24 protein-coding genes and 2 pseudogenes are annotated in these 26,294 nt (G+C 67.7%); 17 read left to right on the top strand and 9 right to left on the bottom strand.

Annotated elements, in window-relative coordinates:
- Positions 1 to 79: 79 nt before the first annotated feature.
- A pseudogene (locus IPG68_11660) lies at positions 80 to 1,374 on the bottom strand (IS1380 family transposase).
- Between the two features lie 172 nt (positions 1,375 to 1,546).
- Here IPG68_11660 and IPG68_11655 point away from each other — a divergent pair.
- Positions 1,547 to 1,909 carry a methyltransferase domain-containing protein gene (locus IPG68_11655; GenBank protein MBK6763873.1) on the top strand — a complete coding sequence of 121 codons (363 nt, stop codon included), beginning with the start codon at positions 1,547 to 1,549 and terminating at the stop codon, positions 1,907 to 1,909.
- A 247-nt stretch (positions 1,910 to 2,156) separates the two neighbouring features.
- On the opposite strand, the gene IPG68_11650 is transcribed toward IPG68_11655, so the two are convergent.
- On the bottom strand, positions 2,157 to 2,546 hold the full coding sequence (locus tag IPG68_11650) for a Uma2 family endonuclease (GenBank protein MBK6763872.1): 390 nt from the start codon (positions 2,544 to 2,546) through the stop codon (positions 2,157 to 2,159).
- Positions 2,547 to 2,629: 83 nt separating this feature from the next.
- Here IPG68_11650 and IPG68_11645 point away from each other — a divergent pair, with 83 nt between their 5' ends.
- The 7 genes from IPG68_11645 (at position 2,630) to IPG68_11615 (ending at position 11,165) form a co-directional block, all read left to right on the top strand.
- Positions 2,630 to 3,157 (top strand): heme-binding protein, encoded by a 528-nt coding sequence (locus IPG68_11645; protein ID MBK6763871.1) that lies wholly within the window; start codon positions 2,630 to 2,632, stop codon positions 3,155 to 3,157.
- A gap of 32 nt (positions 3,158 to 3,189) precedes the next feature.
- Positions 3,190 to 4,914 (top strand): ABC-F family ATP-binding cassette domain-containing protein, encoded by a 1,725-nt coding sequence (locus tag IPG68_11640; GenBank protein ID MBK6763870.1) that lies wholly within the window; start codon positions 3,190 to 3,192, stop codon positions 4,912 to 4,914.
- A gap of 690 nt (positions 4,915 to 5,604) precedes the next feature.
- Positions 5,605 to 6,258, top strand: coding sequence for an electron transfer flavoprotein subunit alpha (locus IPG68_11635; GenBank protein ID MBK6763869.1), 654 nt, complete (start codon positions 5,605 to 5,607; stop codon positions 6,256 to 6,258).
- On the top strand, positions 6,255 to 7,256 hold the full coding sequence (locus tag IPG68_11630) for a 4Fe-4S dicluster domain-containing protein (protein ID MBK6763868.1): 1,002 nt from the start codon (positions 6,255 to 6,257) through the stop codon (positions 7,254 to 7,256). The genes IPG68_11635 and IPG68_11630 overlap by 4 nt, the downstream gene beginning before the upstream one ends.
- An 88-nt stretch (positions 7,257 to 7,344) precedes the next feature.
- On the top strand, positions 7,345 to 8,154 hold the full coding sequence (locus IPG68_11625; protein ID MBK6763867.1) for an isocitrate lyase/phosphoenolpyruvate mutase family protein: 810 nt from the start codon (positions 7,345 to 7,347) through the stop codon (positions 8,152 to 8,154).
- Between the two features lie 75 nt (positions 8,155 to 8,229).
- A complete protein-coding gene (locus tag IPG68_11620) occupies positions 8,230 to 10,347 on the top strand; it encodes a beta-lactamase family protein (GenBank protein ID MBK6763866.1) in 2,118 nt (705 codons plus the stop codon).
- A 260-nt stretch (positions 10,348 to 10,607) separates the two neighbouring features.
- Positions 10,608 to 11,165, top strand: a complete 558-nt coding sequence (locus IPG68_11615; protein MBK6763865.1) for a hypothetical protein — start codon at positions 10,608 to 10,610, stop codon at positions 11,163 to 11,165.
- A 402-nt stretch (positions 11,166 to 11,567) separates the two neighbouring features.
- On the opposite strand, the gene IPG68_11610 is transcribed toward IPG68_11615, so the two are convergent.
- Positions 11,568 to 12,803: a DUF222 domain-containing protein gene (locus IPG68_11610; protein MBK6763864.1), complete on the bottom strand. Its 1,236-nt coding sequence runs from the start codon at positions 12,801 to 12,803 to the stop codon at positions 11,568 to 11,570.
- 316 nt (positions 12,804 to 13,119) lie between these two features.
- On the bottom strand, positions 13,120 to 14,010 hold the full coding sequence (locus tag IPG68_11605; GenBank protein ID MBK6763863.1) for a helix-turn-helix domain-containing protein: 891 nt from the start codon (positions 14,008 to 14,010) through the stop codon (positions 13,120 to 13,122).
- A gap of 100 nt (positions 14,011 to 14,110) precedes the next feature.
- On the opposite strand from IPG68_11605, the gene IPG68_11600 reads away from it, so the two are divergent.
- Positions 14,111 to 15,160, top strand: a complete 1,050-nt coding sequence (locus IPG68_11600; GenBank protein MBK6763862.1) for an alcohol dehydrogenase catalytic domain-containing protein — start codon at positions 14,111 to 14,113, stop codon at positions 15,158 to 15,160.
- Positions 15,157 to 16,047 carry an aldo/keto reductase gene (locus IPG68_11595; protein MBK6763861.1) on the top strand — a complete coding sequence of 297 codons (891 nt, stop codon included), beginning with the start codon at positions 15,157 to 15,159 and terminating at the stop codon, positions 16,045 to 16,047. Before IPG68_11600 ends, IPG68_11595 begins: the two co-directional genes overlap by 4 nt.
- A gap of 193 nt (positions 16,048 to 16,240) precedes the next feature.
- Here the strand turns inward: IPG68_11595 and IPG68_11590 are convergent, their stop codons facing one another.
- Positions 16,241 to 16,381 carry a hypothetical protein gene (locus tag IPG68_11590; protein MBK6763860.1) on the bottom strand — a complete coding sequence of 47 codons (141 nt, stop codon included), beginning with the start codon at positions 16,379 to 16,381 and terminating at the stop codon, positions 16,241 to 16,243.
- A gap of 347 nt (positions 16,382 to 16,728) precedes the next feature.
- On the opposite strand from IPG68_11590, the gene IPG68_11585 reads away from it, so the two are divergent.
- The gene (locus IPG68_11585; protein ID MBK6763859.1) at positions 16,729 to 17,091 is read left to right on the top strand and encodes a 1-acyl-sn-glycerol-3-phosphate acyltransferase; all 363 of its coding nucleotides are present in this window, start codon (positions 16,729 to 16,731) and stop codon (positions 17,089 to 17,091) included.
- Here the strand turns inward: IPG68_11585 and IPG68_11580 are convergent.
- Positions 17,088 to 18,410: an amidohydrolase gene (locus tag IPG68_11580; protein ID MBK6763858.1), complete on the bottom strand. Its 1,323-nt coding sequence runs from the start codon at positions 18,408 to 18,410 to the stop codon at positions 17,088 to 17,090. The two genes, IPG68_11585 and IPG68_11580, sit on opposite strands and share 4 nt — an antisense overlap.
- Positions 18,411 to 18,609: 199 nt before the next feature.
- Between IPG68_11580 and IPG68_11575 the strand changes: the two genes are divergently transcribed.
- The gene (locus tag IPG68_11575; GenBank protein MBK6763857.1) at positions 18,610 to 19,098 is read left to right on the top strand and encodes a hypothetical protein; all 489 of its coding nucleotides are present in this window, start codon (positions 18,610 to 18,612) and stop codon (positions 19,096 to 19,098) included.
- Positions 19,099 to 19,104: 6 nt separating this feature from the next.
- On the opposite strand, the gene IPG68_11570 is transcribed toward IPG68_11575, so the two are convergent.
- Both IPG68_11570 and IPG68_11565 read right to left on the bottom strand, forming a co-directional pair.
- Complete coding sequence (locus IPG68_11570; GenBank protein MBK6763856.1) at positions 19,105 to 19,464, bottom strand: hypothetical protein; 360 nt, start codon at positions 19,462 to 19,464, stop codon at positions 19,105 to 19,107.
- 78 nt (positions 19,465 to 19,542) lie between these two features.
- A complete protein-coding gene (locus tag IPG68_11565; protein MBK6763855.1) occupies positions 19,543 to 20,199 on the bottom strand; it encodes a hypothetical protein in 657 nt (218 codons plus the stop codon).
- Positions 20,200 to 20,294: 95 nt separating this feature from the next.
- Here IPG68_11565 and IPG68_11560 point away from each other — a divergent pair, with 95 nt between their 5' ends.
- Both IPG68_11560 and IPG68_11555 read left to right on the top strand, forming a co-directional pair.
- The gene (locus IPG68_11560; protein MBK6763854.1) at positions 20,295 to 20,522 is read left to right on the top strand and encodes a ribbon-helix-helix protein, CopG family; all 228 of its coding nucleotides are present in this window, start codon (positions 20,295 to 20,297) and stop codon (positions 20,520 to 20,522) included.
- Positions 20,519 to 20,884 (top strand): annotated as a pseudogene (locus tag IPG68_11555) (type II toxin-antitoxin system VapC family toxin). The gene IPG68_11560 and the pseudogene IPG68_11555 overlap by 4 nt, the downstream one beginning before the upstream one ends.
- Before the next feature lie 41 nt (positions 20,885 to 20,925).
- Here the strand turns inward: IPG68_11555 and IPG68_11550 are convergent.
- Positions 20,926 to 21,762, bottom strand: coding sequence for an alpha/beta fold hydrolase (locus tag IPG68_11550; GenBank protein MBK6763853.1), 837 nt, complete (start codon positions 21,760 to 21,762; stop codon positions 20,926 to 20,928).
- 96 nt (positions 21,763 to 21,858) lie between these two features.
- On the opposite strand from IPG68_11550, the gene IPG68_11545 reads away from it, so the two are divergent.
- From IPG68_11545 to IPG68_11535, 3 genes are all read left to right on the top strand, one after another.
- Positions 21,859 to 22,464, top strand: coding sequence for a TetR/AcrR family transcriptional regulator (locus IPG68_11545; GenBank protein MBK6763852.1), 606 nt, complete (start codon positions 21,859 to 21,861; stop codon positions 22,462 to 22,464).
- A gap of 86 nt (positions 22,465 to 22,550) precedes the next feature.
- On the top strand, positions 22,551 to 24,638 hold the full coding sequence (locus IPG68_11540; protein MBK6763851.1) for a beta-lactamase family protein: 2,088 nt from the start codon (positions 22,551 to 22,553) through the stop codon (positions 24,636 to 24,638).
- A 147-nt stretch (positions 24,639 to 24,785) separates the two neighbouring features.
- Complete coding sequence (locus IPG68_11535; GenBank protein ID MBK6763850.1) at positions 24,786 to 26,270, top strand: alpha/beta fold hydrolase; 1,485 nt, start codon at positions 24,786 to 24,788, stop codon at positions 26,268 to 26,270.
- The last annotated feature ends 24 nt before the right edge of the window (positions 26,271 to 26,294 follow it).

Here is a 26,294-nt window from a genome sequence, read left to right as displayed (position 1 = left end):
GGCGGATCTGCCGGTCTTCACCGGCCTTTCCTCGGAGGTACCTTCCATGCTCGATGGGGTAGTGGCTTGAGTGCTGGGGTCAGGTGGTCATGACCGCGGTCCAGACCCTTTGCCAGTGGGGCCGCCAGGTCCAGTCCCGAGGCAGCCGCAGCCTGAGCCGACGCGCGGAGCGGGCGATGCGTGCTGGCAGGTTGATGATCCGGGTCCGGATAGTCGCGGTGGTCGCCTTGACCAGGGTGCCGCCGGCGAGCACGCCGAGGGTGCGGGTGAGGTTGAACGCGATCGCCGCGCAGACCAGCCAGGCGGCGTTGGCCGCGAACTTCCCTGACGGCAGGTGCGCCAGCGCGGAGCCCTTGAGATCGGCGATGACCTGCTCGATGATCGCGTGCCCGCGGTGGGTCGACTCGGCCTGCACGAGCGGGGCGGTGCTGTTGGTGAACAGGGCGTGGAACCGGTAGGCGGGAAACAGCGGATCCTGCAACTTGCGCAGGTTGCGTTCCGGGATCCGGCGCACGATCAGCCGGGCCATCACGTGCTTGGCCGCCGGCCGGGACGCGAACGCGGTGAACGGGATCTCGGCGATCTCCGCGGCCGAGATCAGCTCGCCGGTGTCGGGGTCCGGGATCGCCCACGGGTACTCGATCCGGGTCCACGCGGCATCATCAATCGTGGCGATCGCCGCACGCACCCGCCGGTTCAGTGGCATCCCCACGCTGAACTGGGCACCGGCCGTGGACACCGCCTGCAGGATCGCGCTGGAGCAGTAGGCGGAGTCCGCGCGCACCAGAATCTCCCCGCCGCCTCCGCAGCGGCGGGCGGTGGCGATCGCATCTCGGAGCATCCGCACCGCGCCGTGCGCGGAGGGGGCAGCGCCGCGGCGCAGCCGGGTCGCGGCGATCACCGGCGCGGCGTCCGGGGTGCTGATGGTGGCCAGTTGGGCGTTGAGCCCGCGGATCTTGGTGTAGCCGAATTCCGCGCCCTGCTTACCCGGTCCGTAAACCCCTTGACGGTGTCATCGATATCGATCAGGCAACCGGTGCCGATGCCGGGCAGTAGCGGCGCCACCTGCGCGAGTCCGGTCAGGGTCCGGGAGGCGACCGCGTCCAACTGCCGGACGTGCCCGAACGTGAACCCGCGCAGGAACGTGCCCAGCGTCGACGGGGCCCGCACCCCGGTGAACACCCGTGCCGCCCCGGCGCGGCGCAGCACGTCCAGGTCGTCGATGCTGTCCGCCCCGGCGGCCATCCCCGCCACCAGGCTCATCACCTTCGCCCCCGCGTTGGACCCGGCCGTCACATGCTCGTCGGCCAGGTCGGGAAGGCCGACCTTCTCGGCCAAACGCAGCGCCGGGACCAGACCGGCCGACACGACCAGATTCGGTTCATCGAACGACGCCGAACACCGCGCGGGTGTGAGACAGTTGCATCTACGAGATGCCCCTCTCCTTGTGGAATTGGAAGCGTAAGAATCCCATTCTCCCCAGCAGCGGGCATTTCTACGTCACCGCGCCGCATACCCAGCAAGATCACCGGTGGATTGAGGCTTAGTGCGGCGACACGGTTGGTTCGTCCCGCTGTACCTGGCGGCAGCCGAGTCCCTGCCGTTCCGGAACGACTGCTTCGACACAGTCCTGCACGTCGGGGGAATCAACTACTTCAACGACAAGGCCCGCGCGATCGCGGAGATGGTCCGGGTGGCCAAACCGGGTGCTCACATCGTGATCGTCGACGAGAAGGAGCGGGCGGCGAGGGCCTACGAGCGCACGTTGCCCGGCTTCAAGGGGTCCTTCGCCACAGATCGCCCGGCGGTGAACGCCCCGGTCGACGCGGTGCCGCCCGGCATGGACAACATCGTGCTCTCGGACTTGTGGCGGGGCTGGTTCTACTGCCTCGAGTTCGACAAGCCTTAACCGACGGGTGGACCAGCCCGTTCCCCGCTAATCGCTGAGTCGCCCCGTGTGCCACCGACCACCAGCAGCGGCTGACGGACGTCTGGGTCCAGTCGCGATCAGCCATACGCCAACCTCGACGGGATCACCCCCACATCGAACGGCCTACTGATCCTGGGCACCTCGTGATCACGCGTAGGCGGTCTGCTCGTACTGTCCGTGAACCAACTCCAAGGACGGCGACCGCGCGCTCGCTGGGATCAGCTAGTCAGTAGTGGGCAACACCGGACTCCTCGTAGAGGCTGCGTTTGGGCCCCTCGTCCAGCCACGCGGTGGACGGTGACCGGACCTCCACGACGAGCAGTGGTGCCGCCTGCAGATCTCGTTCGGTGAACGCGGTCCGCGGGGCTACGACGATGTCGGGTTCGACGACGTGGGGACCGATCACGACGTCATAAGGAGCCATCACCGCCTTCAGGTCGGTGCCCTCTGTCGCTGCGTGCAACGTCCTGGCCAGAGCGAAGGCGAAGTCCTGATGGGCCATCCCTGGGGAGGGTGCTATTACGCACGCCTCATCGATGAGTTCGTGTCGCAGGCAGTCGTCAGGCAGGGCGTCGAAGTCAGCCTGGGTGAGCGTCTTGCTGGCCATGAAAGCCATTGGTGCCGCCTTCGTTTTCACCCCGTCCAGTCCCGGCTGCTGCCCCGCGCCAGTCGGCGTACCGTGGGGAAGGGGTGATACCCATGACCGAACAGCAACCGTACGAGGTGCTCAAGCAGTACGCGGGATTCGAACTGCGGCGCTACCCCGAGCACCTTGTCGCCGAGGTGGACGTCACCGGACCGTTCGGCGTGGCGGGCAACCTCGCCTTCCCCCGACTCGCTCGCTACATCGGCGGGCACAACCGGGCCTCGCGCAAAGTCGCAATGACCGCGCCGGTGGTTCAGGAACAAGACCCCAGAAGCGGGGTGTTCGTCGTCGGTTTCGTGATGCCCTCCGACCTCGCAGCAGACGATGTGCCCGAGCCTGAGGACACCTCCGTACGGACACGGTTGGTGCCTGCGCAGACCGCCGCCGCGTTGACATTCTCAGGCCGCTGGTCACGAAGCTCTTACGAAGCGCGAACCAAGGAACTGCTCAACCTGGTGGCCCGGGCAGGACTGACAGTGGCGGGCCGGCCTCGCTACGCCCGGTTCGACCCGCCATGGACACCGTGGTTCCTGCGCAGGAACGAAGTGGTCATCCCGGTCAGGAACCCGGCCGGGACCTGACCGGTGAGGGCACTGAGCTCTACCGTGGGTCCGTGGGCCACATCGACGTATCCGGCGTTCGCTACGAGTTGCCGGATGGCCGGGTGCTGCTTGACGACGTCTCCTTCCGGGTGGGCGACGGGCAGAAGGTCGCGCTCGTCGGGGCCAACGGTTCGGGCAAGACGACGCTCCTGCGCATCATCACCGGTGACGTCGGCGCCCACGACGGTGCAATCGCCCGTTCCGGCGGACTCGGGGTGATGCGGCAATTCGTCGGTCAGGGCGTGGTGGACGAGCAGATCGCGGACCCCACGGTGGCGGATCTGTTGCTCTCGGTGGCTCCGCCGCGCGTGCGTGGCGCTGCCCGCGCCATCGAGCGGTGCGAGTTGGCTCTGATGGAAACAGACGACAACGCGACCCAGATGAAGTACGCCGAGGCACTGGCGGAGTACGCCGAAGCCGGCGGCTACGACGCCGAGGTGACCTGGGATGTCTGCACGATATCTGCGCTGGGGATGCCGTACGAGAGGGTCAAGTACCGTGCGCTGGCCACGCTGTCCGGCGGGGAGCAGAAGCGGCTGGTGCTGGAGTACCTGCTCGCCGGCCCGGACGAGGTGCTGTTGCTCGACGAACCTGACAACTACCTCGACGTGCCCGGGAAGGTCTGGCTGGAGCGGCGCATCAGGGAGTCGGACAAGACGATCCTGTTCATCTCCCACGATCGGGAGTTACTCGCCAACACCGCAACTCGGGTCGTCACAGTGGAACTCGGCGCGGCGGGTAACAGGGTCTGGACGCATCCGGGCGGCTACGCCACGTACCACGATGCGCGGCGGGACCGGTTCGCCAGACTGGACGAACTGCGCCGGCGCTGGGACGAGGAGCACCAGAAGCTCAAGACGCTGGTGACCACCCTGCGGCAGAAGGCCTCCTACAACGACGGGCTGGCCAGCCGCTACCAGGCGGCCCAGACCCGGCTGCGGAAGTTCGAGGAGGCCGGCCCGCCCACCGAACAGCCGCGGGAGCAACGGGTCACCATGCGTCTGACCGGAGGGCGCACCGGCAAGCGGGCGCTGGTCTGCGAGCACCTCGAACTACGGCTTCCGGACGCGGACTTGATGCGTCCCTTCGACCTCGAGGTCTGGTACGGCGAGCGGGTGGCCGTCCTGGGTTCCAACGGTTCCGGCAAGTCCCATTTCCTCCGCTTGCTCGCCGCGGGAGGCTCGGAGCCCGACCTCGAGCACTCGCCAGTCAGTGACACCGACATCGCCCCCGTGACGCACACCGGCATCGCCCGACTCGGCGCTCGGGTGCGACCCGGATGGTTCGTGCAGACCCACGAGCACCCCGAACTTGCGGGACAGACCCTGCTGCAGATCCTGCATCGCGGTGATCGTACCCCCGATGGCCGCGGGCGCTCCGGGATGGGTCGCGAGCAGGCCACCCGCGTCCTCGACAGATACGAGCTCGCCCACGCCGCCGAGCAGAGCTTCGATGCGCTCTCCGGCGGTCAGCAGGCGCGGTTCCAGATCCTGCTGCTGGAACTGTCCGGTGCCACGATGCTGCTGCTCGACGAGCCCACAGACAACCTCGATGTGGAGTCGGCGGAAGCCTTGGAGGAGGGCCTGGCCGCGTTCGAGGGCACTGTGCTCGCGGTGACGCACGATCGATGGTTCGCCCGCGGGTTCGACCGGGTTCTGGTGTTCGGCGCTGACGGTGTGGTCTACGAGTCCGATGAGCCTGTATGGGATGAGCAGCGGGTGCAGCGTGCGCGGTGAGAGGCACGTGCGTTGATCCCCATGAGAGTCTGTTCATCGGTGGGAAGCGACCATGATGCGAACTGTGAGAACAAGCGTGGACATCCCGCCGCGTCACCAGCCACTGTCGGCCACGTCGGCTGACCTCATTGTTCGGAGCCGGCCATCCATTGGGGAGCCTGGCACGATCTCGACCGACCCGATCAGCGGTCCTCCGACGCTGGCCTTGGGGCGTCGCATGACGTCCGAAGACCTAGCAGAGGCGCTGCACGACGAATGAGCCGCGCCCACCTGGCGTCGCCTGGCCCAGACTGCTGAGGGGCGCACTCTGCATTTGGTCGCTGCGTAAGCGTGGGACGGAGCGACCGAGGCCCGCTCTGCCGCCCGATTGGGCAGATGAGACTCGCGCAACGCGGGTGTGTTCCGCGCTACCTGGGAGAGATCCCGTTACCCGGGAGCGAAACGGAGCGGTTGGATCTCTAACCGTTGTACGTGTCTCTCCCAGGTCCGGCAGGACGTCGGCTTCTCCGATAGTCGTGCACCGCGGTCTCGCGGACCCTCCAACGAGGGCATGGATTCGTTAGACTCGGCAGTGACGGTGGAGGACAAGGAGGTCCGTCCATCAGGGCAGTCGTCATCTACAAGTGGGCTCGCGATGCATCCGCGGCAATTGTTCGCGCGGACGGCGCGGTGGAGTGGCGTAACGCCAAGATGACGCCCGGTGAGGATGATCCCGCGGCTCTGAGTGCGGCCAAGTCGATCGCCGAGGCTTCCGGCGGTGAGGTCGTCGGGCTGACTATCGGCGACGGCGACGCCAGTTGGGCATTGGCCCGGGGAGTGCAGCAGGCGTTCTCCATCACCGGCGCTGTGAGCCTGCCCGACAACGCGGCCACGGCCGCCATCCTTGCCGCAGCGGTGGGCCGGATCGGTGGCGTCGACGTGGTAGTGATCGGCGACTCGAAGCAGGACCCCGGCGTCGGACCCGCGTTGGCCGGTCTGCTCGGCTGGCCCGCCGTAATGGCACTCGTCAGCGCCACCGCCGAGGACGGGCGCGTTGCTGCGATCCGTCGGGTCGGTGCCAAGCAGGAGACGTTCAGTATTGCCCCGCCGGTGGTCCTCGGGGTGGCCGCCGAGTCCGACCTGGAGACCACGCCCGGGATGAAGGAACTGCTCGCTGCCCGCAAGCGGCCCCTGACCCAACTGACAGTGGCCGATCTCGGTATCGACATCGCCCATGCCGTGACGAGTCGCGGCACGCAGAAGCCCGATGTCACGCCGGCCAGGGTCTTCGAGGGTGAACCCGCAGTGGTCGCAGAACAACTGCTCTCCGCTCTGCGTGCCGAGGGAGTGCTATCAGGACGATGAGGGCGGACACCTGGGTCTTCGCGACCGACGAGAGGCAGTGGGCCGGCATGCTCGCCGCAGTCGACGGGCTGGGGGGCCGGGTGACTGCCGCCGTGGTGGGGTCTCGCGAGTTGGCCGATGCCGTGGCGGCCACGGGGCCTGACGCGGTGCTATGGGTCGAACCGCCGCCGGATGCTCCCGCTGAGGCGTTCGCGCCCGCGCTTGCCGCGGCGGCGGAGCAGGCGCGCCCCCGAGTGCTGGTCAGCACGGCCGACCCGGCCGCCCGCGCGCTGCTCGGGTCGGCGTGCGGCCGCCTCGGAGCCGCCCTGATACCGGGGATGATCGACATGGCGGCGCAGGGGGACGAGGTGATCGTGCGGCGCTGGGCCATCGGCGGGGAGGTGGCTGAGACGTACGCCGTCGCCGGCCCGATCGCAGCCGTCTTCGCCGGTGAGGACGTCGAGTCCGCGCCAGGCCGTGCTGCCGAGGTGGCGACCCTCGATGTGCCGCCCACCGACATGTCGGTCGTGCGCAGTGTCCCGACCACGGTCGCCACGGGGGTGAACGACGCGGCGCGCGTGGTGGCGTTCGGGCGGGGAGTGCAAGCGAAGGGCGACATGGCCCTCATCGAGCGACTGGCCGCTGCGCTCGGTGCCGAGGTCGCCTGCTCTATGCCCATCGCCGACGACCTGCACTGGATGGACAAGGCCCGCTACATCGGCCGTTCCGGCCAGCACATCGCTCCTGCGCTGTATCTCGCCATCGGCATCGCGGGGGCCCCACAGCACATGGAGGGCGTGCGCGACGCCCGGATCGTGGTCGCGATCAACAACGACCCCGGAGCGCCCGTCTTCCGGCTGTGCCCCGCACATGTATACACGGAGGAGCCCGACGGAACGCTCTCCGTGGCCCACGCGGCCTGCATGGAGTGCGGCACCTGCCTGGCGGTGGCGGCTCCCGGATCGCTCACCTGGCACTATCCCCGGGGCGGATTCGGAGTCGCGTTCCGGGAAGGCTGATGCTCCAGGCCCCAGGTTCTCGCTCAACACCTTGGTGGCTGGATCGGACTAGACTGCAAGCCCCGGGGGCGCGGCGACGAGGTGTGACATGAACGTCCATGACGATCCGGTGGTTGCGTTCCACCGCCTGCACTTCTCGGGATGCTTCGTGATGCCGAACCCGTGGGACGTGGGGAGTGCTCGGGCCTTGGAGCAGATGGGCTTCAAGGCGTTGGCCACGACGAGTGCCGGCTTCGCGTGGACGCTGGGTCGCACCGACAACCACCAGGTCACACTCGATCAGGCACTCGAGCATCTGCGCGCCGTCGCCGGAGCCGTGCAGGTGCCGGTGAACGCTGACTTCGAAGGCGGTTTCGCGGTGGATCCGACACACGTCGCGGCGAATGTGAAACTGGCGGCGCAGACAGGGATCGCCGGGCTCTCCATCGAAGACTCATCGGGCGACGAGGCTGACCCGCTCTTCGAGTTCGAGCTGGCTGTGGAAAGGGTTGCCGCCGCGCGGCGGGCGATCGACGAGAGCGGCACCGGGATCGTTCTCACCGGCCGGTCCGAGGGGTTCGTCTGCGGGCGCCCCGACATTGACGAGACGATCAGAAGGCTGCGCGCGTACGCCGAAGCGGGCGCCGACTGCCTCTACGCTCCGCGGATCGACAAACTCGAGCACGTCGCCGCGATCGTCTCCGCGGTGGCACCCAAGCCGGTGAATCTATTGATCAATTCTCCGTTCACGGATGTCGCGGAGGCGGCGGAACTGGGCGTCCGGCGGATCAGCGTGGGGGGCACGCTCGCGCGAACCGCATGGGATGGATTCCTGAAGGCGGCGAGGGAGATCGCCGATCAGGGGACGTTCACGCAGTTCGAACACCTACCCAACGTCGACGCGCTTCTTGGCCGCTGACGGATTGGGACGGACCGCCCTGCCGGCGGCCGCACACTCCACGACACCGTCACGGCCTCGTCTAGGGTCAAGGACATGCGCGCAGCCCTGCGTGACATGAAGGGGCTGACGAAGATGCACAAGATCCTCATTTCAGCGATCGCCACCGCGACCCTGCTCGGGGGGGTGCCCGCGGCCCAGGCCTCGGAGATCGCGAAGAAGCAACCTGCACCCACATTCACGACGACGATCAAAGAGGGTCGCAAGGCGGTCCGGGCAGCACTCAAGCAGACCAAGTCGACCTCGGCGTCCGTGGCGCTGGTTTCGAACGGCAAGGTGGTGTGGAGCCAGACCTTCGGCCGCGTCAACACTGCGGGTAAGAAGCCGTCGCCGACGACCATGTACGGCGTCGGGTCGGTGAGCAAGACCGTGACTGCGATGGCGGTCATGCAGTTGGTGGACGCCGGCAAGGTCTCCCTCGACGCCCCAGTGGTGCGCTACATCCCGGACTTCTCGATGAAGTCGCCGCAGTACCGACAGATCACTGTTCGGATGCTGCTCAACCATTCCGCCGGGCTGCCCGGCACCGACTACGCCAATGGGATCAGTTACCGGCCGATATCCAGTTATGTCGACGGCGTCCTGTCCGGCTTGCGTACCTCGCGGTTGAAGACCACGCCGGGCGCGATGAACGTGTACTGCAACGACTGCTTCACCTTGGCCGGCGTGGTCGTCGAGCGGGTCTCGGGGATGCCGTTGCCGGACTACGTGGCGAAGAACATCTTCAAACCGCTGGGCATGAAGCACTCGGTCTACCCGACCTCGTTGCCGTTGTCGGGGACCGCCGCGCCCGTCATCGAAGGGGGGAAGAAGCAGCCGTTCCAGGTCACCAACATCCTCGCCTCCGGAGGCCTCCTTTCGACACCCAACGACATGGCCCGACTGGCCATGGTCTTCACCGGCCAAGGGGTTGTGGGCGGCAAGCGCATCCTCTCCAGTGCGGCCGTGGAGCAGATGGCGGTGGATCAGACGACCACCACCTTGGAAGCGGCGCCGCCGAGCGCCTTCCGCTACGGCCTCGGCTGGGACACCGTCCAGGATCCCGCGTTGAAGTCGGCCGGTGTCCGTGGTTGGACCAAGGGCGGCGACCTCGTTGATTACCACGCCGGTTTCGTGATCGCCCCCGATCAGGGACTGGCAGCCATTGTCGGGGGGGCCGGCACCACGTTCAGCTCGTCCAGCGCTGAGGCCATCGCGCAGACCGTGCTGCTCAACGCCCTGGTCGAGACCGGCGCCATCAAGAAGATGCCGAAGCAGCTCGGCGGCGAGCCCGCCAAGGACAAACCGACGCCGAAGCAGGTCAAGAGGATGACGGCGGTCTACCTGGCCCAGGGCGCGAGCCTCAAGGTGACCGAGGGCAAGAACAGGTCGCTGCGGCTCTCACTGCTTGCCGACGGCGAGTGGGTGCGGCAGCCGGGCCGTCTCGTGCGGCGGGCAGACGGCGCATTCTGGTCCACCGAGGTCCCCGGACGATCGATCAGATCGGTCAGGGCCTGGGATCGCACCTACTTGGTGATGCGTAGCATCGGCGGAACCGGGACTTTCCGCACCGATCACACTCTCGGCCAGCGCACCCGGTCGGCGGGGTCGCTGCCCGCCGCTTGGAGCCAACGGGTGGGCCAGAGATGGTTGCTGTCCAACGAGGATCCGAGTTCTGTGAACTGGACACTCTCGGAGCCCGGGGTGAAGATCACGGCAGTGCCTGGCCTGTCGGGCTACCTCGTGGCTGAAGGTGCGCTCATCGCGTCCGTCCCCTTCGCCGCCACGGCCAGCGACAGCCTCGGCTCGATGTTCCTCGAGATCCCGTTGCTGTCGGGAAGGGACCTGTACGACTTCGACTTCTCGAAGCGTGACGGCGAGGAGTACCTCACGTTCAGCAGTAGTGTTCTGCGGCCCGCCGCGACGGTCCCCAGCCTCGTTGCCGGCAGCAATGCGATCGCCATCGGCTCGCAGGGGTACGTCGAGTGGTACAAGGTCCCCAACGCCTCGAATGTGACCGTCTCGGGCCAGAGCAACTGGAAGCTCTTCGACGACAAGCTGTCGCTGCTCGACTCCGGCGGGGCAGAAACGGCAACCAAGCAGGCGCCCGCAGGGGCGTACATTGCGGTCTTCGGTCCGGCAGGGAGCACCGCGACTGTGGTGGTCGGTTCATAGGAGAACCACGTGAAGTGCTCCACATGACGGGAGGCGACGTCCCGCGGTGCGCGGACGACCAGGTGCTCGTAGCCCCGCTGCTCGATCGCCCTCAAGGGATCCTCCTTCCGGACTCCGCACTCAAACGGTAGCGCTCCTGTCCTTCGCGAAGGGCGCACCGGCCGAGTCCGTCCCCGCCCTGCCGGAGGGGATGCGGAGGGCCTGCGAGGCATCCTGACGGAACGCCCGGATCGTTCACCCGGACGGGCCGGGTGGTTGGCGTGCACAGGCCCCCCGGACTGCTGATGGCCCTCGCTGCCGGCCTCGCGGTGGAGGACCAGCGACGTGGGCATCGCGGGCGCAGCAGGCACTATCGCCGTGTTCGTCATCGTGAGCAAGAAGACTCCGAGCAGCCCGAGCACGACCGCGGCGACTCTGGTGTTGTTCCGCTGCAGCCACTCGCGGGCGTACCCAGCGAGTGCAGGCTGCGATCGATCCCGGATGTCGACGGCACGACGGCCACGGCCTACGGGCACCCGCTGCTGCACATGGGCCGGACCGACCCCTTCGCGACGAACGCCTGGATCGACGGGATCTGGGCCATCAACTACGAGCCGTCGACATACGGCTGCCGGGCGCCTCCGCCAGGGGCGGTCCGCCACAGGCGGGGCGGAACCCCTGATGGTGTTGATCAGGCCGACGGCAAGGCCGTGTTCGAGGTACCCGTGCCGGTCGTCATCCCCGCGAACGCCGTTCTGGATGCCGGACTCTCCGTCACCTGCGGCTACGACGCCGACGGCAACGCGATCCAGGCTCGGCGCCCACGGACTTCGTGGTGAGCGGGTCGGTGTTCCCCAGCACGGTCGCCGGGATGTTCTCCTTCGACGTGTCGGTGGTTTCCTCTGGGGAGTCCGGTGGCCTTATGGCTGTACTCCCCAGGGGTTCCTAACGGCCAGCAAGTCACGGTCGAGGCGCAGACGGCCGGAACGGGACCGTGGACGTGCATCGGGAGCGCACCCATCGCCACGGGCGGCGACGGGGAGAACGGTCGGCTGTGGGCGCGCCACATCGACAACTGCCTGGCCGTCACCGAGGATCCCGACTGCCTGCCCACGCGTCCCACAGTCATCGAGGCTGGCTCAGGCTTCACGCGCGCCCACCCGAACCTCGGTCGTACGACGATGGTCCGTCGCACTGGTCTCGCAGCGGGTTGCGGGCACAGTGCACATTTGGCCGGGCTGTCAGGCCCGGACTCCTGCTGGGGGTCCGCGGTTGACGTGGAGTTGGGGGATCCCGGCCGGGGTCATGGTGATTGTGAACCGGCCGTGGTGCAGGTCGTGGTGGCATCTGGAGCACAGGAGCACAAGATTTGACAGGTCCGTCAAACCACCGTGACGCCAGTGCAGGATGTGGTGGGCTTCGCAGAACCGGGGTGTGCGCCCGCAGCGTACGCAGCCGCGGTCGCGGGCGATCAGCGCCGCCCACTGCGACACTGTGGCGCGGCGTTTGGTGCGGCCCATCGCCAGCGGCACGAACCCGCCCGTGGTCTTCGTCCCGAAGATGATGGTGCACACCATGGTGCAGGTGAGCAGGTCGAAGGAGTCGGCGGTGATCGGGCTGCCGTCGGTGAGCACCGCCCGCTGGGCATCGGGCAGGTCGTCGGCGTCGATCAGCACCGACAACCCAGAGGTGCCCAGCGGGCTGCGGTTGGCCCCGGCCGCCGCGGCCATGGCCGCCAGGGCGTCCGCGCGGCGCTGCGGCAGCGTCTCGGTGGCGTCGACACCGGCATCCCGGGCAGCGCTGAACTGAGCCAGCAGCTCGGCCAGCCGGGCCCCTTCCACATCGTCGAGTAGCCCGGACAGCCGCCACATCCCCGACGGCCGGGCAGACAGGCGCACACACCGGCGGGAGCGCTGCTCGGCGTGCGACAACTGCCCGTGGGTGCCGTCCTCGGCATCAGCGATGACCTGCAGCACGTGTCGGGTCTCCCGCGGGTCGGTGGCCGCGGCCAGCCCGACCGCCGCCGCCACAGTCTCCGCGCGCTGTTTGAGGCCCTGCGTGGTCGCCAAGACCACCGACACGTGCTGGCCGGACACCCGGCCCTGCTCGAACGCCTGCGCCAACTCCGGGAACGACCGCAACTCCACGGCGGTCTGCACGAGCGCCGACCCCGCCTGCACCGTGGCGCCGGTCGCCGCGGCCACCAACGTGCCCGTGGTGCCCGCGCCCAGCACCCGGGAATCCTTCTGCACATCAGCCACCTGGCCACCGAACTCAGGTAGGACTGCAACCGGTTGGTCAACACCGCCAGCGTCGCCATCGCCCCCCGCCCGCTCCTCCGCGCACAACACCTCCGGATCCGGCAGGTCATCGATCAGCGCGGCGATGCCATCGAGGGCCGCAGGATGCACGGTCGGCAACTTCGACCGGATCCGCGCCCGCCGCGACGCCCCCCGCGACACCTCGAAGAACCCCATCCCACCTCCCCTCACCTGACCCCACGCTACGAGCAGGGTGCAACAAGGTCGGAGGCCCGAAAGCAGGCCTGGGGACAACCGCCACAGGGTGGATCCTCCCGCCAGTACTGCAGGATCCCGCCGAAGACAAGCACGCCGCCACCGTGGTCGATGAGTCAGCGAGCGGGACTAGCCACCCCGGCGTGGGTCAAGTTTGAACTGAATCATTTGACCGAGTGGACGCTTCGTTTCAACGTACGGCGCGGCTCGGTGTCCCGGGCCCGCCGCGGGTCAGAAGCATCTGAACGGCTACCTCGATCATCTCCGGCGGCCTGGGCTACCTGGTCTCCGCTGCTTCGGTGGGGAGGTTCTCCTGCGACGCCGCCCATGAGCCGAGCAGTCTGAGGCCGTCCGCCGTCGGCGTACCGGTGGCGGCGGTGTAGACGTTCAAATGCAGCCCGGGCTCGGAGGGCAACTCCATCGATTCGAAATCGAGGTCGAGCTGACCGACGACGGGGTGGCGCAGGCGCTTGCGGCCGCTGCGGTGGAACTGGACGTCGTGTGAGGCCCACCGCTGCCGGAACAACTCGGAACCGGTGGAGAGCTCGCCGACGAGCAGAATGAGGTCTTGGTCGTGCGGGTTGCGGCCTGCCTCCAGCCGCAGCATCGCCGCAGCGTCGTTGGCGATGCGGTCGTAGTCGACGAAGAACTCCCGGGCTTCGTCGGGCTGCAGGTACACAAACCTGGTGGTATTCGCCGGGCGGCGGGGGTCGGCCAGGACGGGGGAGTACAGCGCCCTGGCCAACTGGTTCATCGCCAGAATGTCGTGCCTGCCGTTGCGCACCCAGGCGGGGGCGTCGGTCATCGCATCCAGCACCTGCTGGATCGCCGGACGGACACGGTGCGGCGGGGTGCGCTTCCGGCGGCTGGAACTGGGACCGCTCTCCCGGGCCAGCGCGAAGAGGTGGGTCCGCTCGGCCTCGTCGAGCTTGAGCGCGTTCGCGAGCGCGTCGAGGACGCTCTCGGAGGCGCCGGCGAGGCTGCCACGCTCCATGCGCACGTAGTAGTCGACCGAGACGCCGGCGAGCATCGCGACCTCCTCGCGGCGCAGCCCCTTCACGCGGCGGTTCCCGCCGTACGCCGGGAGGCCCGCCTGCTCAGGGGTGATCCGTGCGCGCCGCGTGCTGAGGAACTCGCGAATCTCGCTGCGAAGGTCGATGCCGGCCATGACTCCACCGTAGGCGTCGGAGCCAAAGGGAGGGAGGCACTCGCAGTACCGGTCACGACAGGCACTCCCGCCGATGCGGCCGGGGGCGTTTGATGAAGGCATGCGAGCCACCTACATCTACGGCGCGGGCGACGTCCGCGTGATAGAAGCCCCCGATCCGACCATCCAGCAGCCCACCGACGCGCTGGTGCGCGTGGTGCGGGCGTGTGTCTGCGGCAGCGACCTGCACCCCTACCACTCCATGCCGAGCTCGACCGACGGCTCCCCCATCGGCCACGAGTTCATCGGCGTTGTCGAGGAGGCAGGCGCCGAAGTCACAACGCTGAGGGCAGGCGACTTCGTGATCGCCCCGTTCGCGGTCTCCTGCGGCAGTTGCGAGTTCTGCCGTGCCGGCCTGCAAACCTCTTGTGCCAACGGCGGCTTCTGGAACGACCCCCGCGTCGGTAGCGCTGGCGGCCAGGCCGAGGCGGTCCGCGTCCCGCTGGCCGACGGCACGCTGGTCAAGGTCCCTGGCGTGGACGCCGAAACCGACGAGGCGCGGCTGGCGAGCCTGCTCACCCTCTCCGACGTCTACGGCACCGGGTGGCACGCCGCCGTGCGCGGCGGAGTGACCGAGGGCAGCACCGTCACCGTCATCGGAGACGGCGCCGTCGGCCTGCTCGCTGTGCTGTCGGCGAAGCAACGCGGCGCGCAGCGGATCGTGCTCATGGGCCGCCACCAGGTGCGCACTGACCTCGGCCGCGAGTACGGAGCCACCGACGTGGTCGCCGAGCGCGGTGAGGAAGGCATCGCAGCCGTACGGGAGCTGACTGGGGGCGGCAGCCAGATCGTGCTCGAGGCGGTCGGGCACATGCCTGCGTACACCCAAGCCGTCGGGATCGTCCGGCCCGGCGGTGTCATCAGCCGCGTTGGCGTCCCGCAGTACGACGAGGCACCGGTCGGGTTCGGCAGCCTCTTCGGCCACAACATCACCCTGACCGGAGGGCCCGCCCCGGTCCGTGCCTACATCGAACAACTGCTGCCCGCCGTTCTCGATGGCACCGTCGATCCCGGCAAGGTCTTCGACCGCACTGTCGGCCTGGATGACACCCCGAAGGGCTATGCGGCAATGGATGACCGCACCGCCCTGAAGGTTCTGGTGCAGCCATGAGCGCGAACGTTCCCCTGCTGACGCTGAACAACGGCGTGCAGATCCCGGCGCTCGGGTTCGGCGTGTTCCAGACCCCCGCGGAGCAGACCATCGAAGCCGTGGAGGCGGCCCTCGCCACCGGCTACCGGCACATCGACACCGCAGCCGCGTATGGCAACGAGCGGGAGGTGGGCGGGGCGATCCGTCGCTCGGGTCTCGACCGCTCGGAGGTGTTCGTCGAGACCAAGGTTTGGATCACCGACTACGGCTACGACCGGACGCTGCACGCATTCGACAAGAGCGCGGGCAAATTGGGCATCGACCAGATCGACCTGCTGATCCTGCACCAGGCCCTGCCAGACGAGTTCGAACTCACCATCGGCGCCTACCGGGCGCTGGAGCAGTTGCTGACCGACGGCAAGGTGCGCGCGATCGGCGTCAGCAACTTCATGCCCGACCATCTGTCCCAGCTGATGGACGTGACGTCGATCGTGCCGGCGGTCAACCAGATCGAGGTGCACCCCTACTTCCGGCAGTCCGAGCTTCTCGCGGTCAACACCGAGCTTGGGATCCTGTCCCAGGCATGGTCGCCCATCGGCGGAATCACCTTCTACCGCGACGGCTCCCACGCAAGCACCCTGGAGAACCCGGTGATCGGTGAGATCGCGGCCGCTCACGACAAGACGCCGGCCCAGGTGATGTTGCGCTGGCACCTGCAGCAGGGCCGGCAGGCCATCCCGAAATCGGTCACGCCCTCGCGGATCGCGGAGAACTTCGACGTCTTCGGCTTCGAGCTCACCGCCGATCAGCTCGCTGCGATCGACGCCCTGGACACAGGCGTCCGCGGCGGGCCCGAGCCGGAGCAGATCACCCGGGCGGCGTTCGGCCGCGACATCCCCGAGGCCTGAGGAGCGAGTCGTGGAGATCGACCCACGCCGCCCGACCGGAAGAATCCAACACAAGACAGGAGAGCGCGTATGAACAGGCGCATGCTCGGAGCCGACCTGGAGGTGTCGGCGATCGGGCTGGGGTGCATGGGCATGAGTTCGAGCTTCCCGCCCTTCCGTGCTCCTTCGCGTGACCGGCGTCCGTTGGTCACACCTAGTCCCGACAGAACTCGTTTCCCTCCGGGTCGGCCATGACGATGTGCCCCGCCTGCAGCGGAGGGGCAGGCTCGAGGCGCTGGAGGCGAGCGGCGCCGAGAGCGACGAGCCGGTCGGCTTCCGCTTCGAGTGCGGTAATGCGCTCAGCGACCCAGGAGATCAACCAGTCCCTGGGGCTTCGTCGTGATCAGTTCGGCTCTGCTGTTCCCCGTAGCCGTGGTCATCTGGGCGGTCACCGCGCCGTTCGACCGGCGCCGGCGCGCGCTGCACCTGTTCACCTGCTTCTGGGCGTCGCTGTACGCGTGGCTGAATCCCGCCTGGCGGGTGACGATCCACGGCCGCGACCTCATCGAGCGCGACGCCAACGCACGTGCACGTGGCCAATCACCTGTCGTTGCTGGACATCCTGGTTCTGTTCAGGCTGTTCACCGACTTCAAATGGGTGTCCAAGGCCGAGATCTTCAAGGTCCCGGGTGTCGGCTGAACATGCTGCTGAACGACTACATCCCGTTGCAGCGGGGCAACCGGGACAGTGTCGTCCAGATGATGGAGCAGATTGAGCAGGCGCTCGCACAGGGGAGTTCGCTCATGATGTTCCCCGAAGGAACTCGCTCCGCCACCGGCGAGTTGAAGGCGCGCAAGACCCGAGCCTTCGAGCTTGCCGTGGCAGCGCAGGTGCCGATCGTCCCGATCGCGATCGAGGGCACCAACAACGCGTTGCCCAAGCATGGGTTCGTACGGCGTGGCCGCCACGACATCACGGTGACGGTCTGTGCCGCCGTTCGAACCTGGGACCTCCGTGGAATCGGCCACGGAGACGGCACCCGGATCGCGGAGGTTGTTGGCTAGTCACGCCGCCCGCGGACCCGTGCCGCGGCGGCGCGGCCCTGCGCAAGGATCTCCTCCTCGCCAGGAACACGGCGGCCGGCCATCAGCACCCGGCCGTCGCAGATGACGGTGTCGATGACGCTCGAGTCGGCCGCATACACCAAGTTGGACTCCAGGTTGTGATCCGCGACCAGGCTCGGTTGGTCCAGGTCGATAAGGAGCGCATCGGCCAGCCGTCCCTCAGCGATCTCGCCGCCGTCGATCCCGAAGGCGCGCGCGCCGGCGACGGTGGCCATCGCGAACATCTCGTGATCGGGGGCCTCGGTCGGCGACCCGGAACGGATCTTGGCCGACAGCGATGCCAGTTTCATCTCGGTGAGCATCGACAGGGAGTTGTTGCTGGAAGCGCCGTCGGTGCCCAGTGTCAGACGGATGCCCGCAGCACGCGCGGCGGCGTGGTCGAACTGGCCGCTGCACAGCTTCATGTTCGACGTCGGCAGGTGCGCGATGACCGCGTCGCGTTCAGCCAGGATGCCCCGATCCGCATCCGCCAGGTGCACGCAGTGCGCCAGGATGCTGTGCGCGCCGGTGACCCCGAGGTCGTCCAGATATGCGACCGGGGACCGGCCGGTCTGCGCGAGGCAGTCCGCGTTCTCCTTGCGGGTCTCGCTCACATGGATGTGCAGCAACCGGCCCGACTCCGCCGCAGCCTCGGCCGCTGCGCGCAGCATCGCCTCCGGCACCGCGTACACCGAGTGGGGTGCCTCGCAGAGCTGGATCCGGTCCGGCAGATCAGGTGCGAGCTCCAGGAGTTCGGCGTTGCTGCGCTCGCTACGCGGGTTGCGCGTCCCTTCAGGGCCGGACAGGTAGAGCATGCCGATCGCTGCCCGCACACCCATCTCGTCGGCAGCCCGGGCAGTAGCGGGTTGATCCCAGTACATGTCATTGAAGAAGACGGTCCCCGACTTGATCATCTCGAGGATCGCGACCCGGCTGCCCGCGTAGATGTCGTCTGCCGTCAGTCGCGCCTCCGCCGGCCAGATGTGCTCGGTCAACCACTCGGCTAGTTCCACGTCGTCGGCGTAGCCGCGCAGCAGGGTCATGGCCGCGTGCGTGTGGGAGTTGTAGAACGGCGCAACGATAGCCTTCCGGCCGTGACACCGGATCACGTGGTCGAAGTCGCCGGTCTGCTGCCGGCCGATGGACTCGAAGCGGTTGCCCGCGATGACCACGTCGGTCCTGCGGCCGCCCAGGAGCACGTCGCTGATGAGCAGTCGAGTTCTCACCGCAGTCTGCTTCCGCGTGGCACTGTTGTCGACGCGGTGAGGTTCGCACGGCATGAGCGCACTCCGCCAAGAGGTCCCTGCATGTACCACTGTTCGGACCGCCGGATCGGTGCCGCGCAGTCCTCGGAGCGGTCGTCAGACACACAGCGATGGTAGGCGATCCGCGACGGCCTTGCCGTATGGCACCGGCCCGACGGGGTAGCCTTGAAGAAGGGTTCGGAGGGGACACCCGCGTGGTCGGAAGGAGTCGTCGATGACGATCGAATACCCCTATGGGACGACGGAGCGAATCCTGTCGGTCATCCCGAACGTGACTCTGAGGGCCGGTTTCCTGGGGGTGAAGAGCCGCCAGCACTCCCTGGTGATCACCAACAACCGCATCCTGTTCGCGCGCATCACAGTCGATCGGATGAAGGAACTGTCCGACCAGGCGCGCGGCGAGGCCAAGGATGAGGGCAAAGGGCGAATGGGGCAGTTGATGGCCAACCCGCACGTCTACGACAGACTCGTCCAGCGCTACCTTCAGACGGGACCGGACGGGGTGCTCGCGGACAACGCCGCGAACTTCGCAGTCGACCGGGCCACCGTGTCCAAGGTGAGAGTGAAGACAACCGCCGGGCCCGAGGGTGGTGTCGGATCGGACATGTTGATCCTCAAGACGACCGGCAAGACCTACAAGATCACGCTGGGCGGCTCCAAAGCCGCAGCAAGGCAGGCCCTCGAGTCCGCCGGACTGATGTAGACGCCGTCAGTTTGCGCTCACAGAGGGCAACTGGATCGGGGGGAGCGTCGGGAACGGCATTTGCCCGATCCATCGCTTCTTGAACGTCACGATCGCCTCGTCCTTCGCGCAGCGAACCGTCTCGATCTGTTTGTTGTTCGTGATGGGGTAGTAGCCGCAACTGAAACCCTTCGACGGCCCTGTGCGCTTCCAGCCCTTGGCGACTTTGCGCGCTGTCGCGCAACTCGTGTTGTCGGCCTTCAGTTTGGTGATCTTCTGCTTGGGAACCCCATCGCAGGCTTTGGGAGCGGCCGACGCCGGCGCGGGCAGTGCAGTGGCGGCGACGACAAGGGTGGCGGTGAACGCGAGGGACAGCAGTGGCTTCATGGCGCAATGGTTCCATGCCGGTGCTGGGTGCCGAACGAATCCCCGCTGGAACCCGAGCCGGAATGGGTTCTCAGAGTGTCACTGCACCGAGCCCACGCGCTGCACGCTGAACGCCCAGGAGGCCACCGACACGCTGCCGGATGCGCCACCATCCAGGAACTGCTTGGTGTACACGCGCAGCGTGTGTTCGCCGGCGGGCAGATCCGCCAGAGTCCCGAAGAGTGTCAACTCACGCGTTGTCGGCCCCCCCGGGCTGGAGACGCTGCTGCCGAACCCGCTGCCCCTGAGGGGTTGGCCGTCGATCGCCAGCGCCCAGTTCGTGCCGCAGTTGTACGTGGGGCTGTCCGGGCCGTCGCAGGTGATCGTGATGCTCACGGAGGTGGAGGCGAGGACCGGCCCGGACTCCGGCACCGTGAACGTCTGGGGGTAGCCGGCGACCGTGTAGCCAGTGAGGTCGGGGGTGTTCTGCGTGCTCGTCGGACCGGCCGTGCCGGCAGCGGCCCAACTCGGGCCAGCTGCGCCCCGCTCGCCCGTGTCGCCCTTGGGGCCCTGCGGACCCGGTGCGTTCAGCTTGCTCCGCAGGGGCTTGGACAGGTCCTTCGCCTTGATGGTGCCGTTCTTGATGTCCTTGCTCGTGATGAGGCGGGCAGCGGTCGCCGTGCCAGCACTGGCAAGGAGCAGGCCGATGATGAACGCGATGACGGCGGTGCGCCGACGGGCGAGGAATGCGGCCATGGAGGACCTCCCAAATCGATGTACCGCCATTGTCCGCCGAGGCAGCGCATTCACGGCCCTGGACCCAGTCACTACACACTGACTAACATGAGCATATGAGCCACAGATTGCAGGTCCTCATCCCAGAGGAGCTGGATCTGGCACTGGCTCAGGCCGCAGCGCGTGAACGTGTCTCCAAGGGGGAGTTCGTGAGAAGTGCCATCGAGGCCGCGCTAGCACAGCGCATCGCCGACGCGGACCCCGTGGCCACGCTGGCAGGGATCAACGCACCCACCGCGGACATCGAGCAGATGGTCGCCGAGATCGACGCGCGGTACGGATGAAGGTCTTCGTCGATTCGAACATCCCTATGTACGCGGCCGGGGCGCCTCATCCGCACAAGGATCCTTGCCTGCGGTTCCTGGGCCGCGTCCAGCGCGGCGAGATCCACGCGGTGACCAGCACGGAGGTTCTGCAGGAGATCTTGCACCGCTACCACCGGCTTGGCCTGCCGGAGGTAGCCGGCACGGTGTATGCCCTGATGGTCCAGCTCTGCGCCGAGGTCCTGCCCGTCACCCTCGCCGACACCGACAGGTGCCTGGACCTCCTGCGCGAGCACGGCGGATCCGTGCGGGACGCGCTGCACGCGGCGGTCATGCGCACCAACGAGATGGAGGTGGTGGCCACGTACGACATGGGGTTTCGATGCGTACGGGGTTCGGTTCTGGTCCCTCGACTAGCCCCCGCTCAGTCGACGCGGGCGGCTCCTGCAGGATGGATTGCCCAGAACTCGCGCACGCAGCCGCTGAACTCGGCGGGTGCTTCTAGCGGCACGAGATACGCGGCACGGTCGATCACGTGGCTGGATCCGCGCGGGAGCAGGGCCGCGGCCGCCCGCACCTGCTCCGGTGACCAGTCCGGGTGGTCCGAACCGGTGATGAACAGAGTGGGCACCTGCACCTCGGGAAGCAGGGGAGTGAGGTCGGGTCGTCTGAGGGAGATGGAGACCACGGCATTGGCCATGCCATGTCGATCAGCGCGCATGAACGAGTCCCGGACGAGGTCGGCAGCGGGCGTGTCCTCGGCACGGGTCGATTCGGAGAGCAGGGCCTCGACCACAGCGTTGGTGAGGTAACCGACGGGGCCGAGGAGCCAGTAGACGGCAACCATCGCTTGGGTGCTCAACCTGCCGGACAGCGGGTACGGGTGGACCGGGGTCCCGGCCGTGACCAGGGTTCGGATCCGGTCCGGATGGCTCGCCGCGAACACGATCCCGACGTGGCCTCCCCACGCGTTGCCGACCCAGTCAACAGGGCCCTGGACACCGATCATGTCGAGGATCTCCAGCGCGGCCTCGGCGCAGTCCAGTATCGAGTAGCGATGGCCGGCGTCGCCGCTCCCGCCATGGCCGGGTCCCCTCACATTGATGAGCCGCCGGTCCCGCGAAAGGTAGGGGACGACGCGCTCCCAACTGCGTTCGTCGACGAACAGGCTGTGCCAGAGCAGGGCGGCCGGAAGGTGGTCGCCAGCGTCCTGCACGTCCACTCGCAGCGTGCCCACCCGGGTCGGTACGAGCTGTGACATCGGAGCCTCCAGTGGTTTGACGGCCGGCGTCCCCGACATTACGATGAACGCAATATTCAGTCAATAGACCATTCAGTCAATTAGTAGGGGAGAGGGATGGCGCGGAGGCCGTATTCGATGACGGTGCGGGCTGCCCGGGCCGCAGGCACCCGCGAGCGAATCGTGGACGCAGCCCTGGCCAGTTACCGCGAGCGCGGTATCGGTGCCACGAGCCTGCAGACTGTCGCCCGCCGGGCCGATGTGTCGCCCGCGACGATCCTGAATCATTTCGGAACGGCCGAGGAACTCGCTCGCGTTGTGGTGTCGCGCCTGACCGAGGACATCCGGATTCCCGACGACCGCGAGTGGACCGAGTCCGGGCATGCCCCGCGGGTGCGGCGCCTGGTCCGGGAGGTGTTCGCGTTCTACGACCGCAGCACGCCGTGGTTCGAGGTCTTCCGGTACGAGATGGACAACCAGGCGCTGCGCGACGGGCAAGCGAACTTCTGGGAGGCGGTCGGTGCGTTGTACACGCGGGTCCTGGGTCCGGCGCTGGCCGACGATCGTGTGCGCAGCGCGGTATTCGGACTCACGCACCCGGTCACGCTGAACACGTTGCGTCAGGCCGGCCTGTCGCTCGACGATGCCTCGGCGCTGGTGGCCGAGACTGTCTTGCGGCTTGTCGCGCCAGGCACCGACAATGGACCGAGCCTGTGGTCCTGATCGCGGCCAGACCGGGCATCACCACCCTGCGTCGCTTAGGGTCGATCTCGTGCACGCAGCCCTGCGTGACGTGAGGGGCTGACGAAATGCGCATCACCAAGATCCTGCTGGCCACCGTCGCCACCGCGACGGTCCTTGGCGGCGTGCCCGCCGTCCAGGCCTCGGAAACCGCGAGCAAGCAACCGGCTCCGACGTTCACCACGACGATCAAGGAGGGCCGCAAGGCGGTCCGGTCCGCGCTCAAGCAGACGAGCGCAACCTCGGCGTCGGTGGCGCTGGTCGCCAACGGCAAGGTGGTGTGGCGCCAGACCTTCGGGCGCGGCAACACCGCCGGCAAGAAACCCTCTCCCAAAGCCATGTACGGGGTCGGATCCGTGGGCAAGACGGTCACCGCGATCGCCGTCATGCAGTTGGTCGACGCCGGTAAGGTCTCCCTCGACGCACCTGTGGTCCGCTATATCCCGGACTTCAGCATGGCGTCGCCGCAGTACCGGCAGATCACCGTCCGGATGCTGCTCAACCATTCCGCCGGGCTGCCCGGCACGGACTATGCCGACGGGGTCACCTACAAGCCCGTAGGTTCCTACGTCGACCGAGTCCTGCGCGGCCTGCGGGATTCACGGTTGAAGACCACACCGGGTGCCATGAACGTGTACTGCAACGACTGCTTCACGCTGGCGGGACTGGTGGTGGAGCGGGTCTCCGGCGTGCCGTACGCGGACTACGTCGCCAAGAACATCCTGAAACCGTTGGGCATGGAGAACTCGGTCTATCTGACCTCGACGCCGCTGCCCCGCAATGTCGCTCCGGTCATCCAGAAGGGGAAGGTCGATCCGCTCCAGGTCCCCAACATCCTTGCTGCGGGCGGCATGCTGTCCACCTCTGACGACATGGCCCGGCTGGCCATGATCTTCACCGGAGACGGTGTCGTCGGGGGCAAGCGCATCCTGTCGAGTTCCGCTGTGCAGCAGATGGGCACCGATCAGACGACCACGACCCTGCGGGCCGCGCCGCCGAGTGCCTTCCGCTACGGGCTCGGTTGGGACTCCGTCGAGGACCCCGCGCTGAAGTCCGTCGGGGTCCGCGGCTGGACCAAGGGCGGCGATCTGGTCCAGTACCACGCCGCCTTCATGGTCGCGCCGGACCACGGGCTGGCGGTGGTTGTCGAGGGCGCCGGACTGACCTTCAGTTCGGGCAGTGCAGAGACCATCGGGGCGACCGTACTGCTCAATGCCCTGGTCGAAACCGGTGCGGTCAAGCAGATGCCCAAGCCGATCTCCACCGACAAGCCCGCCAAGGACAAGCCGACACCGAAGCAGGTCAAGCGGGTAACCGGGATGTACCTGGCGCAGAACGTGGCCGTCAAGGTGACCGAGGGCAAGGGTCGATCGTTACGGTTCTCGCTGCTGTCCGACGGCACGTGGGAGCGTCAACCAGGTCGGTACGTGCGACGGGCCGGGGGAGCCTTCTGGGCCACGAAGAACCCGGGTCAGTCGATCAGGTTGGTCAAGGCCTGGGATCGCACCTACCTTGTGTCACGCGCGATCGGGGGAACGGGGACGTTCCGCGCCCAGGCGACCATCGGCCAGCGCGTGCGGCCGGGGGGATCGTTGTCGCCGGTCTGGCGCAATCGTGTGGGCAGCCAGTGGCTGCTGGCCAACGAGGATCCGAGTTCGATCTTCTGGAGCTTCGGCGGTCCGCCTTCCGTCGAGATCGCAGACATTCCAGGCCTGTCCGGCTACCTCCTGGCCCGGGGGGCGCTCGTCGACTCGGTGCCGTTCGATGCCATGGCCAGCGACAGCTTCGGATCGATGTTCGTCGAGGTTCCGCTGATGACGGGGCGGGACATGTACGACTTCGAGTTCTCACAGCATGACGGGCAGGAGTACCTGAGGTTCAGCAGCAGCCTCCTGCAATCGGCTGCGACTGTGACCAGCCTCTCCGCCGGCAGCAATGCGGTCACCGTCGGCGCAGAAGGTCATGTCGAGTGGCGCCGGGTCCCCAGTGACTCGAACGTGACCGTCTCCGGCCAAGGCGAGTGGAAACTCTACGACGAGAAGTTGTCGCTGCTGGAGTCCGGTGCGGGAGCCACGGCGACCACCGAGGCGCCGGCAGGGTCCTACCTGGCGGTCTTCGGTCCAGCGGGGAGCAAGCCCACTGTCGTGGTGCAGTAGGGCCGGGTTCCGGAGACTATCCGCGGTGTCGCCGCGCGGGTAGTGTGGGGGATCCGCTGTGAAGGGATGCTCCTCATGACCACAGTGCGGCCGACGTCCCTTGTTCGGTGGCGGCTTGGCCTTGCCTCCGTTCTGGCGGTGGCGCTGGTGGCCGCGACTCTGATCGGTGGTGTTGCGGCCGGCAGCGTGCCGGACTCGCCGTCTCCAGCGATGTCCATCACTTGGCGCAGTTGCGGGGAGCGACTTGAATGCGCCCGGATTCGCGTTCCGCTGGACTGGGATCGGCCCCGTGGACGCACGATCAGCCTGAAGGTAATCCGCCATCTCGCCAGCCGTCCCGACCAGCGACTCGGCTCGATGTTCATCAACCCGGGTGGGCCGGGGAGTTCGGGCGTCGGACTGGTGAAGGGCGCGGGCGACGATCTGGACGGCTGGGGGGATGGCCGGTTCGACGTGGTCAGCTGGGATCCCCGCGGCACCAACGCCAGCACGCCGGTGCGCTGCTTCCGCAACGAGAGGAGCGCGGCGAGGTTCTGGGCAGGTGTTTCCATCCCCACGACCACGGCGCAGTCCCGGTCGTTCCGGCGCAAGACCGCCTCGCTGGCGCGCCGGTGCGGACAGGTCAGTGGTTGGCTGCTGCCCCACATCTCGACTGCGGACACCGCGCGTGATCTCGACCACCTCCGTGGCCTAGTCGGCGATCGTGAACTGACCTACGTGGGACTTTCCTACGGCACCTTCTTGGGGCAGACCTACGCCAACATGTATCCGGGGAGGGTCAGGGCGATGCTGCTCGACGGCATTGTCGACCCCGTGCCGTACGTCCGCAACGCGGAGGCGCGTGCCGCGAGCAGTGTGAGCGGAGCCGATGAGGTCTTCGCGAAGTTCCTCGACCTGTGTCGGCGAGCCGGTCCTGACCGCTGTGCGCTCGCAGGTAGGGCCCGCCCGCCTGCGAAGCTCGTGCACCGACTGTTCCAGCGGGCACGGCGCTCACCGGTTCCGGCCCCCGACGCCAGCCCGCCCGGGGTTCTGAGTGAGGGCGACCTGTTGCTGTCGCAGTTCGAACCGCTGCGCAATCCGGCCCTGTGGCCTGCGAACGCGGCGGCGCTGAGCGCGGCGCTGAGCGGCGACGCGTCAGCCCTCCACATCGGAGCCAGCCCGTTCCTCACTCCTGCAGGCTGGGCAGGCGCGTCAACGTCCGCGGCGATCCAGTGCGCCGATGCCCCGGCGAGCAAGGGGTTGGGGGCGTGGCCGCAGGTGATCGGACGCCTCAACCGGATCAGCCACATGCAGGGCAGGGTGAACGGCTGGTGGCTCTGGGCGCCCTGCGCTGCATGGCCGGTTGCCGGACAGGACAACTACCGCGGGCCGTGGAACGCCTCGACCAAGAACCCCATCCTGCTGATCGGCACCCGGTACGACCCCAATACGCCCTACCACAACGCGGTGCGTGCCCAGCGCCGTCTGGGTAATGCCGTGTTGCTCACACATGACGGCTACGGCCACGTCAGCTATCAGGATTTGAGCGAGTGCGTCGAGCGGGCGCGCGTGGAGTATCTGGTGGATCTGATCACGCCGCAGCCGGGCTCGGTGTGCACGCCGGACCAGCGGCCTTTCGCATCTTCCGGCTAGCGGTCCGCGGGTCAGGCCGGGCTT

Source organism: Micrococcales bacterium (assembly GCA_016703125.1).
Lineage (GTDB): Bacteria > Actinomycetota > Actinomycetes > S36-B12 > UBA10799 > JADKAV01.
Note: the sequence above shows the minus strand (reverse complement) of the source record. Positions and strands in the feature narration are given on the sequence as shown.

Excerpts from the sequence above, each read along its gene's own strand:
- IPG68_11645 (MBK6763871.1), top strand. The coding sequence starts at position 2,630 with ATGACCGAACAGCAACCGTACGAGGTGCTCAAGCAGTACGCGGGATTC.
- IPG68_11545 (MBK6763852.1), top strand. The coding sequence starts at position 21,859 with ATGGCGCGGAGGCCGTATTCGATGACGGTGCGGGCTGCCCGGGCCGCA.
- IPG68_11605 (MBK6763863.1), bottom strand. The coding sequence starts at position 14,010 with ATGGCCGGCATCGACCTTCGCAGCGAGATTCGCGAGTTCCTCAGCACG.
- IPG68_11540 (MBK6763851.1), top strand. The coding sequence starts at position 22,551 with ATGCGCATCACCAAGATCCTGCTGGCCACCGTCGCCACCGCGACGGTC.
- IPG68_11585 (MBK6763859.1), top strand. The coding sequence starts at position 16,729 with ATGCTGCTGAACGACTACATCCCGTTGCAGCGGGGCAACCGGGACAGT.
- IPG68_11580 (MBK6763858.1), bottom strand. The coding sequence starts at position 18,410 with ATGCCGTGCGAACCTCACCGCGTCGACAACAGTGCCACGCGGAAGCAG.
- IPG68_11560 (MBK6763854.1), top strand. The coding sequence starts at position 20,295 with ATGAGCCACAGATTGCAGGTCCTCATCCCAGAGGAGCTGGATCTGGCA.
- IPG68_11610 (MBK6763864.1), bottom strand. The coding sequence starts at position 12,803 with ATGGGGTTCTTCGAGGTGTCGCGGGGGGCGTCGCGGCGGGCGCGGATC.
- IPG68_11650 (MBK6763872.1), bottom strand. The coding sequence starts at position 2,546 with ATGGCTTTCATGGCCAGCAAGACGCTCACCCAGGCTGACTTCGACGCC.
- IPG68_11570 (MBK6763856.1), bottom strand. The coding sequence starts at position 19,464 with ATGAAGCCACTGCTGTCCCTCGCGTTCACCGCCACCCTTGTCGTCGCC.
- IPG68_11635 (MBK6763869.1), top strand. The coding sequence starts at position 5,605 with ATGACGCCCGGTGAGGATGATCCCGCGGCTCTGAGTGCGGCCAAGTCG.
- IPG68_11625 (MBK6763867.1), top strand. The coding sequence starts at position 7,345 with ATGAACGTCCATGACGATCCGGTGGTTGCGTTCCACCGCCTGCACTTC.
- IPG68_11600 (MBK6763862.1), top strand. The coding sequence starts at position 14,111 with ATGCGAGCCACCTACATCTACGGCGCGGGCGACGTCCGCGTGATAGAA.
- IPG68_11630 (MBK6763868.1), top strand. The coding sequence starts at position 6,255 with ATGAGGGCGGACACCTGGGTCTTCGCGACCGACGAGAGGCAGTGGGCC.
- IPG68_11620 (MBK6763866.1), top strand. The coding sequence starts at position 8,230 with ATGCGCGCAGCCCTGCGTGACATGAAGGGGCTGACGAAGATGCACAAG.
- IPG68_11575 (MBK6763857.1), top strand. The coding sequence starts at position 18,610 with ATGACGATCGAATACCCCTATGGGACGACGGAGCGAATCCTGTCGGTC.
- IPG68_11565 (MBK6763855.1), bottom strand. The coding sequence starts at position 20,199 with ATGGCCGCATTCCTCGCCCGTCGGCGCACCGCCGTCATCGCGTTCATC.
- IPG68_11595 (MBK6763861.1), top strand. The coding sequence starts at position 15,157 with ATGAGCGCGAACGTTCCCCTGCTGACGCTGAACAACGGCGTGCAGATC.
- IPG68_11550 (MBK6763853.1), bottom strand. The coding sequence starts at position 21,762 with ATGTCACAGCTCGTACCGACCCGGGTGGGCACGCTGCGAGTGGACGTG.